At 58.2% G+C, this 14,768-nt stretch carries 12 protein-coding genes; 9 read left to right on the top strand and 3 right to left on the bottom strand.

The genetic code is table 11. The features are described from left to right. Nucleotides 1–4: 4 nt before the first annotated feature. From ASG57_RS36000 to ASG57_RS35965, 8 genes are all read left to right on the top strand, one after another. The gene (locus ASG57_RS36000; RefSeq protein WP_057199264.1) at nucleotides 5–1,186 is read left to right on the top strand and encodes an acyl-CoA dehydrogenase family protein; all 1,182 of its coding nucleotides are present in this window, start codon (nucleotides 5–7) and stop codon (nucleotides 1,184–1,186) included. After that, nucleotides 1,183–1,962 (top strand): enoyl-CoA hydratase/isomerase family protein, encoded by a 780-nt coding sequence (locus ASG57_RS35995; protein WP_057199263.1) that lies wholly within the window; start codon nucleotides 1,183–1,185, stop codon nucleotides 1,960–1,962. Before ASG57_RS36000 ends, ASG57_RS35995 begins: the two co-directional genes overlap by 4 nt. Then, nucleotides 1,952–3,142, top strand: a complete 1,191-nt coding sequence (locus ASG57_RS35990) for an acyl-CoA dehydrogenase family protein (protein ID WP_230646582.1) — start codon at nucleotides 1,952–1,954, stop codon at nucleotides 3,140–3,142. The genes ASG57_RS35995 and ASG57_RS35990 overlap by 11 nt, the downstream gene beginning before the upstream one ends. Before the next feature lie 29 nt (nucleotides 3,143–3,171). After that, the gene (locus ASG57_RS35985) at nucleotides 3,172–4,563 is read left to right on the top strand and encodes a phenylacetate--CoA ligase family protein (RefSeq protein WP_057199262.1); all 1,392 of its coding nucleotides are present in this window, start codon (nucleotides 3,172–3,174) and stop codon (nucleotides 4,561–4,563) included. Then, nucleotides 4,560–6,167, top strand: coding sequence for an acyl-CoA carboxylase subunit beta (locus ASG57_RS35980; protein WP_057199261.1), 1,608 nt, complete (start codon nucleotides 4,560–4,562; stop codon nucleotides 6,165–6,167). The genes ASG57_RS35985 and ASG57_RS35980 overlap by 4 nt, the downstream gene beginning before the upstream one ends. Before the next feature lie 12 nt (nucleotides 6,168–6,179). Beyond that, nucleotides 6,180–8,195, top strand: coding sequence for an acetyl/propionyl/methylcrotonyl-CoA carboxylase subunit alpha (locus tag ASG57_RS35975; protein ID WP_057199306.1), 2,016 nt, complete (start codon nucleotides 6,180–6,182; stop codon nucleotides 8,193–8,195). Then, nucleotides 8,192–9,148: a hydroxymethylglutaryl-CoA lyase gene (locus ASG57_RS35970; protein ID WP_024343089.1), complete on the top strand. Its 957-nt coding sequence runs from the start codon at nucleotides 8,192–8,194 to the stop codon at nucleotides 9,146–9,148. Before ASG57_RS35975 ends, ASG57_RS35970 begins: the two co-directional genes overlap by 4 nt. Nucleotides 9,149–9,337: 189 nt before the next feature. Then, nucleotides 9,338–10,891 (top strand): class I adenylate-forming enzyme family protein, encoded by a 1,554-nt coding sequence (locus ASG57_RS35965; protein ID WP_057199260.1) that lies wholly within the window; start codon nucleotides 9,338–9,340, stop codon nucleotides 10,889–10,891. Nucleotides 10,892–11,033: 142 nt separating this feature from the next. Here ASG57_RS35965 and ASG57_RS35960 read toward each other — a convergent pair whose 3' ends face one another. The 3 genes from ASG57_RS35960 to ASG57_RS35950 form a co-directional block, all read right to left on the bottom strand. Beyond that, nucleotides 11,034–11,435, bottom strand: a complete 402-nt coding sequence (locus ASG57_RS35960) for a PaaI family thioesterase (protein ID WP_057199259.1) — start codon at nucleotides 11,433–11,435, stop codon at nucleotides 11,034–11,036. Beyond that, nucleotides 11,432–11,917, bottom strand: a complete 486-nt coding sequence (locus tag ASG57_RS35955; RefSeq protein WP_057199258.1) for a PaaI family thioesterase — start codon at nucleotides 11,915–11,917, stop codon at nucleotides 11,432–11,434. Before ASG57_RS35955 ends, ASG57_RS35960 begins: the two co-directional genes overlap by 4 nt. A gap of 199 nt (nucleotides 11,918–12,116) precedes the next feature. Continuing rightward, nucleotides 12,117–12,968, bottom strand: a complete 852-nt coding sequence (locus ASG57_RS35950; RefSeq protein ID WP_057199257.1) for an SDR family NAD(P)-dependent oxidoreductase — start codon at nucleotides 12,966–12,968, stop codon at nucleotides 12,117–12,119. Nucleotides 12,969–13,158: 190 nt separating this feature from the next. Here ASG57_RS35950 and ASG57_RS35945 point away from each other — a divergent pair, with 190 nt between their 5' ends. Continuing rightward, entirely contained in the window at nucleotides 13,159–14,757 is a 1,599-nt protein-coding gene (locus ASG57_RS35945; protein ID WP_057199256.1) for an acyl-CoA carboxylase subunit beta, read from the top strand. The last annotated feature ends 11 nt before the right edge of the window (nucleotides 14,758–14,768 follow it).

The following is a 14,768-nucleotide window of genomic DNA, read 5'->3' as shown; positions in this document are numbered from 1 at the left end:
TTCAATGCCCTTTCAGCCGACCGAAGATCAGTTCGCCTTTCGGGAGGTCGCACGGCGTTTTGCGCGCGAAAGATTGGCCGATGGCTATCAAAAGCGCGCCAAAGGCCATGTCCTCGATCGGGGACTGATCCGTGAAATGGGCTCGCTCGGTCTGATTGCGCCGGATCTTCCTGAGAAGTTTGGCGGAATGGGTGAAAGCTCCGTCACGGCCGGGTTGATCACCGAACAGATCGCCTATGCCGATTTCAACGTCAGCTACGTGCAACTCCTGGGCTCGCTCATGGGCGGCATGGTCGCAAAACACGCCTCGGAGGACATCGCCCGCGATTGGGTGCCGCGAGTGATTGCAGGGGACGCGGTGATCGGACTTGGCCTTACCGAACCACGCGGCGGTTCGGACGCGGCAAATCTTCAGCTGCGCGCCGAGAAGTCAGGTAATGGCTGGCGGCTGAATGGCGAAAAGACCTCCATGAGCTTTGCTGCGCAGGCAGACGCTGCAGTTGTCTTCGCCCGCACCGGCGATCCAAAAGGCGGGTCGCGTGGCGTCAGCGCTTTCTTTGTTAACCTGACGGAAAAGGGGATCAAGCGGACCCATTTTGACGACATCGGCACCAAGCCGGTCGGCCGTGGCTCGGTTTTCTTCGATGATGTCCATGTGCCGGCTGAATGCTTGATGGGCGAACAGGACCGAGCCTTCGGGACCATCATGGCGGGCTTCGACTATAGCCGCGCGCTGATCGGGCTGGAGTGCCTCGGTCCGGCGCAGGCCTCTGTCGACGAGACCTGGGCCTATGTCCAGGAACGCGAGGCGTTCGGCGCGCCGTTGGCTCAATATCAGGGCGTCACCTTTCCGCTCGCCGAGGCCGAGACGCAACTGACGATGATGCGCCAGCTCTGTTACTATACCCTCGACCTGCGCGATCGCGGCATGCCGCATACGGCCGAGGCGGCCATGTGCAAATGGTATGTGCCAAAGACTGCCTGCGAGATCATCCACCAGTGCCTGATTTTGCACGGGCACTATGGCTACACAACCGACCTGCCGCACCATCAGCGTCACAACGACGTGCTCGGGCTTCAAATCGGCGACGGCACGGCGCAAATCCAGAAGCTCGTCATAGCGCGCGAGAAGGTAGGGCGCGTGGCGCTCCAATACGACAAGAGAGCGAAGGGGGCGGGAAAATGAGCGTTCCGGTCAAGATCCGAACCGAAGGCAGCACCGGGATCATCGAGTTGAGCCGGCCGGAGAAGCTCAACTGTCTTTCGCTCGAGGTACATCAGCTTATCGATGCCGGTCGTGCGAAATTTGAGGCCGACCGCTCGGTTCGCGCTGTTCTGATCTGCGCCCAGGGCAAACATTTTTGCACCGGAGCTGACCTCGTCGAAGTGAAAGGCAAGATGGACGATCCGGCGGCGCTGGATCGCTTCATTGGTTTCGGCATAGGCGTGTTGCGCCGGCTCGAGCAGAGTCCCCTACCGGTGGTCGTGGCGGTCCAGGGGCTGTGCCTGGCGGGGGGCATCGAATTGATGCTGTCGTGCGACGTCTGCTTCGCGGCGGAGACCGCGCAATTTGGTGATCAGCATGCGCAGTTCGGTCTCATTCCGGGTTGGGGCGGCAGTCAGCGGTTGGTCCGTCTTATGGGACTGCGCCGAGCGCTCGATCTGATGTTCTCTGCGCGTTGGTTGAAGGCGGACGAGGCCAAGGAGGCTGGACTCGTAAACTATGTCGTGGCCGATGATCAACTCCACAGCGCGGCCTTGGCTTACTGCCAGAAGATCGGCACGCGCTCGCGGCAGGGCATGGCTGAGATGAAACGGCTGGGTCGCGAGGGTCTGGAACTGACGCTCGACCAAAGCATGCGTCTTGAGCGCGACGCTGCATTGCGTCACCTGCCGGGAGCGGAGGTGGCCGAAGGGCTGGATGCCTTCGCCAATCGCCGCGAGCCGAGATTTGAACAATAACACCGCGTCGGAGTTCAATATGGATTTCAACTTGAACGATGAGCAGCGCCAGATCTACGAATACGGCGCCCAGTTGGCACAGCGTTTCGACAACGCCTATTGGCTCGATCATGCGCGTCGGCATGTTTTTCCGCGAGAGATGTTCTCTAAGATCGCCGATGATGGATTTCTGGGGCTTATGGTGCCTCAAGAGTTTGGCGGGGCCGGCCTCGGCATGACTGAGATGGCTTTGTTCATGGAGGGGACGGCCAATCACGGTATTCCGCTTCTGATGATGGTCGTCGGGCCGACCATGTCCTTGGCGCATATTGCGAACCATGGAAGCGAGTTCCAGAAAAAGGAGCTCCTGCCGCGGGCTTGTCGTGGCGAAATCCAGTTCTGTTTTGCGATCACAGAGCCCGGAGCTGGTTCGAACACGATCAAGGCTCGAACATTGGCAAGGCAAAGAGGTAACCGCTTTTCATTATCGGGGGAAAAGACCTTTATTACCGGCGCTGATGTCGCGGACTACTGCTTGGTAGTAGCCCGTACCAAGCCGCACGAAGAGGTCAAGCGCAAGACCGATGGCTTCACGCTTTTTGCGGTCGATCTGAAAAAGAAAGGCGTCGACAAACAACGGGTGAAGATTTCGATTCCACTACCCGAAGAACAATGGACGCTATTTTTCGACGAGGTTGATCTTGGTCCCGAAGATGTTGTGGGCCAAGTGGACGAAGGCTTTTCGATTCTTTTCGACTCGCTTAACCCCGAGCGCATCATCCTGGCTGCTCTATGCTGCGGAATTGGCCGATTCGCGCTAAATAAAGGCGTCGCCTATGCGTCGCAGCGCAACGTTTTCGGCCAGCCGATCGGTGCGCATCAGGGTGTCCAACATCCGATGGCCAAGGCCCACACCGCAGTCGAAATGGCGAGCCTCATGACCCGCCGCGCCGCTTGGGAATTCGACAACAGCCTACCCGCTGGCGCCTCGTCCAATATGGCCAAATATGCTGCGGCGGAGGCTGGCATCGAGGCGGTGGATGCGGCGCTCCAGGCTCATGGCGGATCGGGGTTTACCGAAGATACCGGCATTTACGAGCTATATCCACTGATGCGCTTGCTGCGCACGGCCCCAGTGAACCGCGAGCTTTGTCTGAGTTTCATCGGCGAAAAGATCATGGGCCTGCCACGCTCTTACTGAGAGCTGCGGATCGGCAAGGAGGTTAAGCAATGAATCTCGGGATGCGTTTCCGACGAGCGGACGCTCACGACAAGTCAAGCGCGCGCTGCTGGCATGCGATCGAAACAACGCCGCTCAGCGAAGTCCGACGCATTCAAGAAGAGAAGCTGATCGCGCAGATGGCCTACTTGCAGGCCAACTCGGAATTCTATCAGAAGAAGCTGGGCGCGGCCGGTGCGAGGTTCGACGACGTGCGCACTATCGATGATCTGCAGAAGCTGCCCTACACGTTCAAAGCGGAGATCCGCGACAGTCTTGCCGCTCGCAAGCCTTTCGGCCTCCACCTCGCGGCCAAGCCCGAAGATATAATTCAGATGCAGGCGTCCTCCGGCACTACAGGCAGCCCATCTTACGTGGCTCTGACCGAATCCGACGCCGCAATGTGGCATGAAATGTCGGCACGCTGTTTTTTCGCAACCGGCGTGCGGCCCGGCGACATGGTGCTGCATGCCTTCTCGCTGGCCAAAGGCTTTGTTGGCGGCATCCCGGTCATGCAAGGTTTGCAATACTTGGGCGCCATCGACATCCCGATTGGTGCCGATGGCGGTGCCGACCGTCTCATCCGAGCTTGTGCCGACATCCGCCCGCGCTGCGTGGTCGGTGCGCCAAACTTTGTTCTGCACTTGGGTGAGAAAGCGCCTGAGATCCTTGGCATTCCCGCATCGCAGCTTGGCGTCGAGCGGGTCATCGTGGGTGGCGAGCCGGGCGGTGGCATCCCCACCGTCCGCCGCCGCATTGAGGAGCTGTGGGGCGCAAAATGCACCGAGTTACTTGGTGGCACGGACCTCGGTGTGACCTATTGGGCCGAGTGCGACGAACAGTCGGGCATGCACATGGTCAGTATGGACTACATTATTACCGAGCTGCTCGACCCCGAAACTGGCAAGATTATCCCGTTCCAGGACGGGGCCCGTGGTGAGATGGTCTATACGGCGATAGGCCGTCAGGCGAGCCCGCTGCTGCGCTTCCGCTCCGGCGACTACATTGACGTCCTGGCCACCAGCTGCTCGTGCGGGCGAACAGGGCCAAAGATCCGTTGTATCGGTCGCGCCGACGATATGCTGATTGTCCGCGGTGCCAACGTCTTCCCCTCAGCCATCCACAGCATCATCAACGAAATGATGCCCGAGACCAACGGGGTTGTCCGCGTTGTTGCCGATTTCGAGGGGCATACGACGCAGTCGGCACTCAAAATCATTGTCGAACGCGGACCCCACCGTCCGCCCAACAGGGACGACGAACTAAGAAACAAGATCGAGACGCGTCTTCGCGATGCGCTGGTATTCAAGGCCGACGTCCGCATTGTGAAGCCCGACACATTCGAGAAACCCGGCGCGGCGAAGGTTGCGCTCACTCTTCGCAAATACCCCGATCTGTCATGACAATCCTTAAATCACTTCTCGATAAGGGTTCGGAGAATTTCCGGGCCAATGAGACGCACTATCGCGCGAGAATCAAAAGGCTGCACGAACTGCGGCTGGAGCAACGTGCCGGCGGCCCGCTGAAGGCACGGGAGCGACACGAGGAGAAGGGCAAGGTCCTGCCGCGTGATCGCGTCGAACGGCTGATTGATTCAGGCACCCCCTTTTTGGAACTGGGTGAACTTGCGGGCTTGAATAAATATGAAGGCGTGCCCCCTGGCGCTGGCATCATTACCGGCATCGGCATGATCGAGGGCCGGCATTGCATGATTATTGCAAACGACGCCACCGTAAAGGGCGGCACTTATTTCGGGATGACGAGCAAGAAACACGTTCGCGCCCAGCGCGTCGCTTGGACCAACCGGCTGCCAGTGATCACACTGGTCGACAGTGGTGGGGCTTTTCTGCCCGAACAAGCAAATATTTTTCCCGACGAAGGCCAGTTCGGCTCCATCTTCCACAACCAAGTGGGCATGTCGGGCGATGGCATACCGCAGATTGCTGTTGTGATGGGACCATGTACCGCGGGTGGTGCCTATATCCCGGCATTATGCGATGAGGTCGTGATCGTGCGCGGGCAAGGATTTATGTATCTTGGCGGGCCCGAATTAACGTTTGCCGCGACTGGCGAGAAGGTCGACGCCGAGACTTTGGGCGGCGGGAAGATGCATTGCGCGATCTCCGGCGTGACCGACCACTTGGCCGAGAATGACGCCCATGCGCTGGCGATTACTCGGCAAATCGTGGCACATCTGGGCGAAAAGACCAGTCCTCGGAAAATCCCCATCGTTCCGAAGCCTCCCGTTTATCCGGTTGATGAAATTTACGGCATCGTCAGTCGTGACGCCAAGGTACCGACGGATAATCGCGAAATCGTCGCGCGGCTGGTCGATGGCAGCGAATTGCACGAGTTCAAGCCGCTGTATGGCGACACATTAATAACTGGTTGGGCTCGCATTCACGGCCATGAGGTCGGCATCCTGGCCAACAACGGAGTGCTTTTCGTCGAGGCAGCTCTGAAAGCGGCTCATTTTATAAATCTATGCGTGCAACGCGACATTCCGCTGGTCTTTCTCGTCGACGTTAATGGGTTCATGGTCGGTCGCGAAGTGGAACAGGCGGGCATCGCTAAGGCTGGCGCCAAGATGATCACTGCTATGTCGTCGGCCCGCGTGCCGAAGTTTACGGTGATTACCGGCGGCTCCTACGGCGCGGGCTACCTCGCTATGTTGGGCCGACCGTTTCAGCCGGACGCCATGTTTGCCTGGCCGAACGGACGCGCGGCTATCATGGGGCCAGAGCAGGCAGCGAGCGTGCTGGCCCAAGTGCGTGCCCAGATCAATGACCGCGAAGGTAAAATTTGGACGGCCGAAGAGGAAGAGGTCTTTAAAGCTCCAATTCGCCGGGAGTACGAGACATTTCAAGACGCGTACAATTTCGCTTCGAATCTTTGGATCGACGGCGTTATCGAACCCGCTGAAACGCGCGATGTGCTGGCGCTGCTTCTGGATGTAGCTTCCCGACGTCCGAAGGTCGACAGTCACTTCGGCGTTTTTCGGTTTTAGGTGCGCGACACCATGCGTATTAAGTCTCTTCTCATTGCCAACCGCGGCGAAATCGCATGCCGGATCGCACGCACGGCTCGCTCGCTCGGAATCGTTCCGATCGGCGTCCATTCTGACGCTGACGCCGAGGCGTTGCATGTGCGCGAAGTCGGTCGGTCGCTCAGGATCGGAGGCGGACCGGCTGTCGAAAGTTATCTGCGGATCGACGCGGTGATAGCGGCCGCTCGGCAAGCCGGCGCGGACGCAATCCATCCCGGCTATGGCTTCCTCGCGGAAAATCCGGACTTCGCTCGTGCGGTGGAGGCCGCCGGTATGATCTTCGTCGGCCCTACCGCCGAGACACTACAGCGGTTCGGCGACAAGGCCAGTGCTAAAAAGGCCGCGACAGCCGCCGGCGTGCCGGTCATTCCCGGAGGCCATGGTGTCATGTCCGACCCCGATCAAATCGCACGGGCGGTACGAGAAGTTGGGCTTCCGGCTCTTTTGAAGGCCGTTGGGGGCGGCGGTGGGCGCGGTCAGAGGCTGATCGACAATGAGGCTACGCTGAAGGCCGACATCGAGAGCGCGCAGCGCGAGGCGAAATCCGCTTTCGGCTCCGAGGGACTTTTGCTCGAGCGCTTCCTGCCTGCGGCGCGCCATGTCGAAATACAAATCGCCGGTGATGGCACAGGCCACGTGGTGCACCTCTTCGAACGCGACTGCACGCTACAGCGCCGCCATCAGAAGGTGATCGAGGAAGCTCCCGCCTGGGGTCTCCCGCGGCCACTTCTCGATCACATCGCCCAGGATGCGGTCCGGCTTGCGGAGGCGCTGAACTATCGTGGGCTAGGCACTGTCGAGTTTCTAGTGCTAGGCGAAGAGTACTTTTTTCTGGAGGTCAATCCCCGAATCCAAGTCGAGCATCCGGTAACCGAAGCGGTCACCGGATTGGACCTCGTGGCGCTGCAGCTGCGCATCGCAGAGGGCGCAGGCTTGGGCCTGACCCAAGATCAGATCACCTGCACGGGGCATGCTGTGGAGGCTCGGCTCTACGCCGAGGATCCGCGGATGCAGTTCTCTCCTTCAACAGGGCGGATCACGGCGATTTCGCTGCCCGACGGTCTTAGGATTGATAGTGGCGTTGAGGCAGGCGACAGTGTTAGCCCTTTCTATGATCCGATGATTGCAAAGCTCATCGTGCATCATTCCGATCGGGATGCGGCGCTGGCGCGCCTGGCTCAAGCGTTGGATCACGTGGTTGTGGACGGGGTCGAGACGAACCGTACCTTTCTTGCTGCACTCACCCGAGACGCCGATTTTGCGCGAATGCAGGTGCATACCCGCTGGATCGACAGTTGCATCAATGCACTAACCGCCGCTCCGCAGCGCTCGGATGGGCGGCTGTGGCAGGCGGTGGCCGCCGTTCTGTTCGTCACCCGTGGCCGCGCCGACGGCGATGCCAACCCTTGGCGCAACCGTGATAGGTTTACCGGTTGGCGGCTCGGCCTTGGCGGCGCTCTGGACGAGGCAGGCCAGCGTGTGATCCTCGCGCATCCGGGAACATCCGGCAAAGAGCTGCGCGTCAGCCCGGTGGGAAATGACAACCTCTTTGTTGTCTACAGCGACGACAGCATGCCCTTGGCGCTGAACGCAACTGAGCTTCGATGCGGCCGCTTGCAGATCACGCATGAGGACGAAACGATTACCATCGAAGCGCGCGTCCGAGGCAATTCGATCGAAATCGACACGCCTGGCGGCCGTCTGCTGTACCAAGCGTCGACATCGCTGGCTTTCGCTGAAGTAGATAGCACTGCGGACCGCATTCTCGTGTCTCCTCTAACCGGCACAATTGTGAAGGTATTGATCGACGAGGGGGCCTCAGTAGCGGCCGGCGAGGTTGTGGCGATCCTGGAGTCCATGAAGCTTGAGATCTCGATAAAGGCGATGGTTTCGGGAGTGGCGAAAAATATATCCATCTCGCGAGGCGCAATGGTGGACCGAGGGCAGCCAATCGTCGAGATAACTCCCTTAGAAAGTGAGAGTTCATGAGCGATTTTCCAAAATTCGTCGAGTTTAGAGAAGAGGGACCCCGCGAGGGGTTTCAGATCGAAAAAAAGATCTACCCGATCGAAGAACGGGTCGAACTGATCGATATGCTCAGCGAAACCGGGCTGAAGCGGATTCAGGTAGGTAGCTTCGTCAACACCCAAAAGGTGCCCCAAATGGCCGATACAGCCGAGCTGTTCAAGCGCATTAGGCGGGTGCATGGCGTAAGATACACGTCGCTCTGGCTGAACGACAAGGGCTTTCGCAAGGCGCTCGCAGCGCCTCAAGTCGATATCGATCCGCGGCTATTGTTCTATCCATCCGACACATTCTCGCGAAAGAACAACGATGCTTCCTCGATGGAGATGCGCGAGAAGCAGCGCGAATGGGTCAACCTCTACAAGCAGGAGGGCTACACTGTCGACACGGCATATGTGATGACCGCATTCGGATGCAACTTCGAAGGACCGATCCCGCAGGACCGGGTCTTAGACGATTTCCGTTTCGTGCTGGATCTCTGCGCAGAAGAAAATATTCCGCTACCGATCCTTGTTGTCGCCGACACGATGGGGTGGGGCAATCCTGAGGCAGTTAAGCGCATGATCGGGGCGATAAGGGAAATCAAGCCGGATGCGCGCATCGGCATGCACCTGCACGACACCAGGGGCCTCGGCATAGCCAACATCTATGCGGCGCTTTCTATGGGCGTTGACATGTTTGAGAGCTCCGTCGCTGGACTGGGCGGATGCCCGTTTGCCGGTCACGGCCATGCGCGCGCGGCCGGGAATGTCTGCACCGAAGATGCAGTTTTTTTGTGCCATGAACTGGGCATTGCGACTGGCGTCGATCTCGATAAGCTCATTGCCGCTTCCGTTTATGCCGAAAAGATAATTGGTTCACCACTAATGGGCCGTGTGATGCATTCCGGCGGACTCGATAAGTACCGTAAAGTTTAGCTGAGGAAAAAACCGAGATGGCTAAGTTGCTCGACGGAAGTGGTGCTGCGGCAACTCAATTTTAGATATGCTGCAAACCGTACGTCGACGGCGGTGTTAGCGTTCATTCGAAAAGGGCGGCCAAATCGCAGAGCGATCTATCACAACGGCAGGAATGCGACTTGGTTAGAGTGACCGAGGGAGGAATTGATGCCGGAAATACTCCTGGCTGCGGGTCAGGCCAACGTCTATGGCCTGTTCAGAACCTGTGCACGAAAACAGCCATCCAGTGCCGCGATCGAGTATGAGGGGCTAACCGTTTCATACGGTGACCTTCTGAAGAGGGTCGACGCGATTGCTTCCGCGCTGCTCGGCCGAGGTGTCAATCCTGGCGACCGTATCGCGATCCTTTCGCATAACCGTCCTGATTACGTCGAACTGCAGCTGGCTGCAGCTGCAATCGGGGCCATCGTTGCTTGCTTGAACTGGCGACTTTCGCCGGCTGAACTCAAGCATTGCATCGAACTGGTGGAACCGGTGATGGCTGTCGTCGAGCCGGAATTACATGCGACGTTTGCAGCCGTGTCGGAATTGCCGACAATCCAAGTCGGCCCTGAGTTGAGTCGAATGAGCTCGTCGGCCGCCCTCGATTCTCGGCTCGGCACGTTGCTTGAAAGTGATGAGGAGGGGCTGACCATTCTTTTCACCTCAGGAACCACGGGACTGCCCAAGGGCGCACTTGTCAGCCATCGCGCACATGTGGCGCGTGCGATGGCTTTTTCGGCTGAATTAATGCTGGACCCACGTGACGCGTTCGTTGCTTGGGCGCCCATGTTTCATATGGCATCGACCGACCATATGCTGGCGACACTCATGCGGGGTGGTACGGTCGTCATCATAAACGGCTTCCAGCCGGAAGCGATCAATATGGCGTTGTCTCAGCACAAGATTGGTTGGCTGGTGATGATGCCGGGTGTGGTCGACGCATTCATCGAAGAGCGAAAAGCGCGACCAACACCCATCAAAGGCATCAAAATCTGTGGCGCCATGGCGGATCTCGTACCGCGGCATCAAATTGCGGAATTGACCCGCCTGCTTGACGCTCCCTATCTGAATTCCTTCGGCGCAACGGAGACCGGTCTTCCGCCAGCAAGCGGTTCTGTAATAGAGGTCGGAGTGACGCCGACCGATCTCGCCAAACGCATTTCTTCATTCTGCGAGATCAGGCTGGTCGATCCGCTTGACAACGACGTACCTGATGGCGAGCCGGGTGAAATGGTGGTCCGAGGACCCACGCTTTTTTCGGGCTATTGGAATGCGCCGGAAACCAATGCTGTAGATTTCAGAGGCGGTATGTTCCATATGGGCGATACATTTCGGCGGCTTCCTGATGGACGTGTGGATTTCGTTGACCGGGTAAAATACATGATCAAGAGCGGAGGTGAAAACGTTTACCCAGCCGAGATCGAGCGAGTGTTACTGGCTCATCCAGCAGTTTTGGAAGCGGCGGTAGTCAAGGCTAGTGATCCAAAATGGGGAGAAAGGCCCGTAGCGTTCGTCGCTTGTGACGAGGCAAACATATCCGCCGATGAAATCTTGCGGCTCTGCAGCGAACGCCTCGCCGGATACAAACGGCCAAGGGAGATCCGGTTCATTGCGTTCGATGATTTTCCGCGTTCGACCAGCGGCAAAGTCCAGCGTCACGTTCTCGAAGATCGGCTGAAGGATCAAGCTTCTGGCAGCCGAACACGTAACGCTGACTGATCGGAACTGCTATGACGATCTAGGCTTTCGGCGGAACTACGAGGCCTTTGTATCGTACTTGATAATGTATTTGTTCTTTGCAGGCCGGTTAGTGCCAAGGTCTGTCACCTGCGTTATTGTCGGGCGATAAGCGATCGCGCTCTCAAGCGAGCAGAAAATGAAATAGCCCTTTGGCGACAGAAATCTCCGGCTCCGCCTGCCAACTCACGGCTTCGACGCTTGCCATCCGACGCCCTTTTCGTAAGACCGTCGCCCGCACATTCAACGGCTCTGCGATGGCGGGCCGCAGGTAGTCAACCGTAAGGTTGATTGGCTTCGGACTTCGATTCCTAAGATCTTGCCAAACTGCGACGGATGCCACCGCCTCCATAACACTGGCAATGATGCCGCCATGATAGTAGTTCATGACAGGATTACCTATATAGCTTTCGGAAAAGGGCATTTGGGCAGCGACGTGTCCCTCCTCAATGTTCACGATGGTAAAGCCGAGGAACCTGAAGAAGGGCCTCTTCATCAGTAGCGTGTTCGTTTCCTCGGGCGTCATTCTGGTTTCCGCGGTGTTGTCTGGATATCGAAAAGATTTCTCTCGCCTCGTGTGAGAGCGAAGGTAGCACAGCCACGTGCGACTTCGTCGCCCTTGTCATCATCGAACCAGATAACGCCGGAATTGAAGGCAATATGGCGGGTCTGGTGATAGCATTTGGCGCGGACCAACACGTCGGCGCGGGATTGTGCCGGTCGAAGATAATCCACGCGCAGATCAAGCGTGGCCATCGTGCTGATGTCGTCGATCGCGATGAAATTGACCAGCCCGAATACACTGTCCAGCAGCGCAGTCAGCACTCCGCCATGGAGAAGAGTTGGTGGCTCGTCGATACAAAAAGCGGGATTGAACGGCATCCGGACGGTTACGCCGTCAGGCCCGTGCCCCTCAATCCGCAAGTTCATGTGGGTAATGAAACCCTTGGCTCTCGTGATCCAGAGAGTGCTGATTTGCTCAAAGCGTTGCTGGTCTTTGAGGAGCATCGGTGCGACCTTAGCTGATGACTATTGAAAAAAATAAGCGCGGTTTCTTTCAGTTCATGGAGATTTTGACTCTTCGAGGGGAAGCGGCGTTGTCTTGACAACAGCAACCCATTTCAGTGCTTTCCTCTGTAGGCCGCTCGAGCGCCGTCAAAATGCGAGGGTGCGCAAGCAATACTCCGGATGCGGAACGGTTACAAAATCAGCCATGTCGGCGATCTCCGCGTTGACGGTTGGCAAACATTTCGGTGTTGATCATGTCACGGGCATCGTGTGCTAGGTGAAGGGTTTCGCCGCCGTCTACGTACCAATCTTCGCCGGTGATGAAGTTACCTAACTTCGACGCAAGAAAGACAATCGCGCCAGCGACATCCTCGGGCGCGCCCATGCGGTTGAGAACGGAGCGGTTAAACTCATTCCATTTCTGTGGTGGGATCGGATAGCGACCGAGCGCCTCCGTCTTTACAGTGCCGGGTGCTACGCAATTTAGCCGAATGCCGTATTGTGCCCACTCGGCGGCGAGGGTCTTCATCAGTCCGGTCACGCCGGCGCGTGCAGCGGCGGTATGAGCAAAGCCGGTCAACGCGGTGCGGCTGACCGCCGTCACGAATACGATGGAGCCGCCATGTTCGAACATGAAATGATCGGCGACAGCGCGCGTCATCTGCCATGATCCAACTAGATTGTTACGCACTACGGCCTCAAAACCCTTGTTGGTGATATCGCGTGCGGCGGCAACATATTGCCCACCAGCGTTGTTGACCAGGACATCCAGCTGCCCGTAATTCTCTTTAATCCGGCGCATCGCAGCAGTAACACTTGCTTCATCTCGGATGTCGCCTGAGATTACCAATGCTTCGCCGCCCTGGGCACGAATCATCTCGGCGGTTTGCTGCAGCGGATCCTCGCGGCGGGCGAAAAGCACGAGCTTTGCACCGCAGAATGCCATTTCAAGCGCGGTAGCGCGGCCCATGCCAGAGCCGCTTCCGGTGACAAGTGCAACCTGACCGAGCATTAAACTAGGGGCGAAGCGACTTCCGATTTCTCTCTTCATCTCCGCTTTCCAATATTATTCCCAGAACGACTCGCCGATGATGGTCAGATTGCCATTTCTTGCACACGTGCACTCTCCGCAGATGCAGCTTACCGAAGACGTTGACAAAAATCAAACGGATGTTAGAAAACGGCAATTGCTCTGGACGCATCCGCGACAGTAGCACCGGTGAACAGTCTGAGAAGAACGAATGAGGAGCCTTTCTTCATCACTCAACATCGCCTCTGAACGATTTATTCGCAACCGCGCTACACAAAAGGCGCGCATAGCGCTTCTGCGCGACCGAATGGCCGAGGCCACAGGTGGTGGACGGGTTGAAATTGTTGAGCGGCACCGCGCTCGCGGCAAGTTGCTGGTGCGCGAGCGCATCGACGTCCTGGTCGATCCCGGCTCGGCATTTCTGGAGCTTTCGAGCTTGGCGGCATGGGGGCAGTATGGCGGCGAGGTACCGGGTGCGGGCATCGTCACTGGCATTGGAATCATCCACGGCCTGCACTGCATGCTGATCGCCAACGACGCTACGGTCAAAGGCGGATCATTCTATCACGAGACGGTGCAGAAACACATTCGCGCACAGGAGATCGCTGACCAAAATCGGCTGCCTTGTCTCTATCTCGTTGACTGCGGCGGTGCCTATTTGCCCGAGCAGGACCGAGTGTTTCCTGGGGGGCGCGATTTCGGCAACGCCTTCTATCGGCAATGCAACATGTCGGCTTCGGGGCTGCCGCAGATATCGGCAGTGTTTGGCGGCTGCACCGCTGGTGGAGCTTATATTCCCGCGCTCTCTGACGAGGTCATCATGGTGCGCGGCAATGCCCGCATTCATCTGGGTGGCCCTTCGATTGTCAAGGTGGCGATCCGCGAGGAAGTCGATGGCGAGACCCTCGGGGGGGCCGAGATGCATACCCGCGTCTCGGGCGTGAGCGATCATCTAGCCGAAAACGAGCATCACGCGCTCGCACTCATGCGCGATATCGTCGCTAGTCTGGGGCTGACACGCCCAACCGCGCCCACAGCTCCACCGCGCCGTCCGCTTTATGATCCCGAGGAGCTTCTGGGTGTCGTGAGCGGCGACCGTAAGGAGCCCTATGACGTGCGCGAGCTCCTGTTGCGCATCATCGATGCCGGTGAGTTCCACGAATTCAAACCCGATTGGGGGGCAACGCTGGTCTGTGGCACTGCACGTATTCACGGCTATCAGGTCGGCATCTTGGGTAACAACGGCGCGCTTCTGTCGGACTCTTCGCTCAAGGGTGCACAGTTCGTCTCAATGTGCGATCAGAGAAATCTGCCCCTTATCTTCCTGCACAATGTCACAGGCTTCATGGTCGGCACGGAGGCCGAGCGCGGCGGCATCGCCAAGAATAGCGCCAAGCTGGTTTATGCCATGTCGGTGGCCAAAGTGCCCAAACTTTCGATGATCGTTGGCGGCTCCTATGGGGCGGGTAACTATGGAATGTGCGGCCGCGGATTTGCGCCGCGCTTCCTGTTTGCATGGCCGACGGCAGAAGTTGCCACCATGTCAGCGGACATCGCAGCAAGCGTGATGATGGAGTTGCGTCGTCAAAAGGGGGGCGACGAGAGGCAGATGCAGGCGGAGCTGGAGAAGATCGAGCTCGCAGTGCGCGCGCAATATGCGGAACAATCCGATCCTTACTATGCAACCTCGCGGCTGTGGGACGACGGTCTGATTGAGCCGGGTCAAACGCGCGACGTCCTCGGGCTGTGCCTGGCCATCGTGACCTCGGTGCCCGAGGCCGGGCGCCATACGCCCGTCTTTAGAATGTGAGACAATGCAAC

Source organism: Bradyrhizobium sp. Leaf396 (genome assembly GCF_001424605.1).
Lineage (GTDB): Bacteria > Pseudomonadota > Alphaproteobacteria > Rhizobiales > Xanthobacteraceae > Bradyrhizobium > Bradyrhizobium japonicum_C.
Note: the sequence above shows the minus strand (reverse complement) of the source record. Positions and strands in the feature narration are given on the sequence as shown.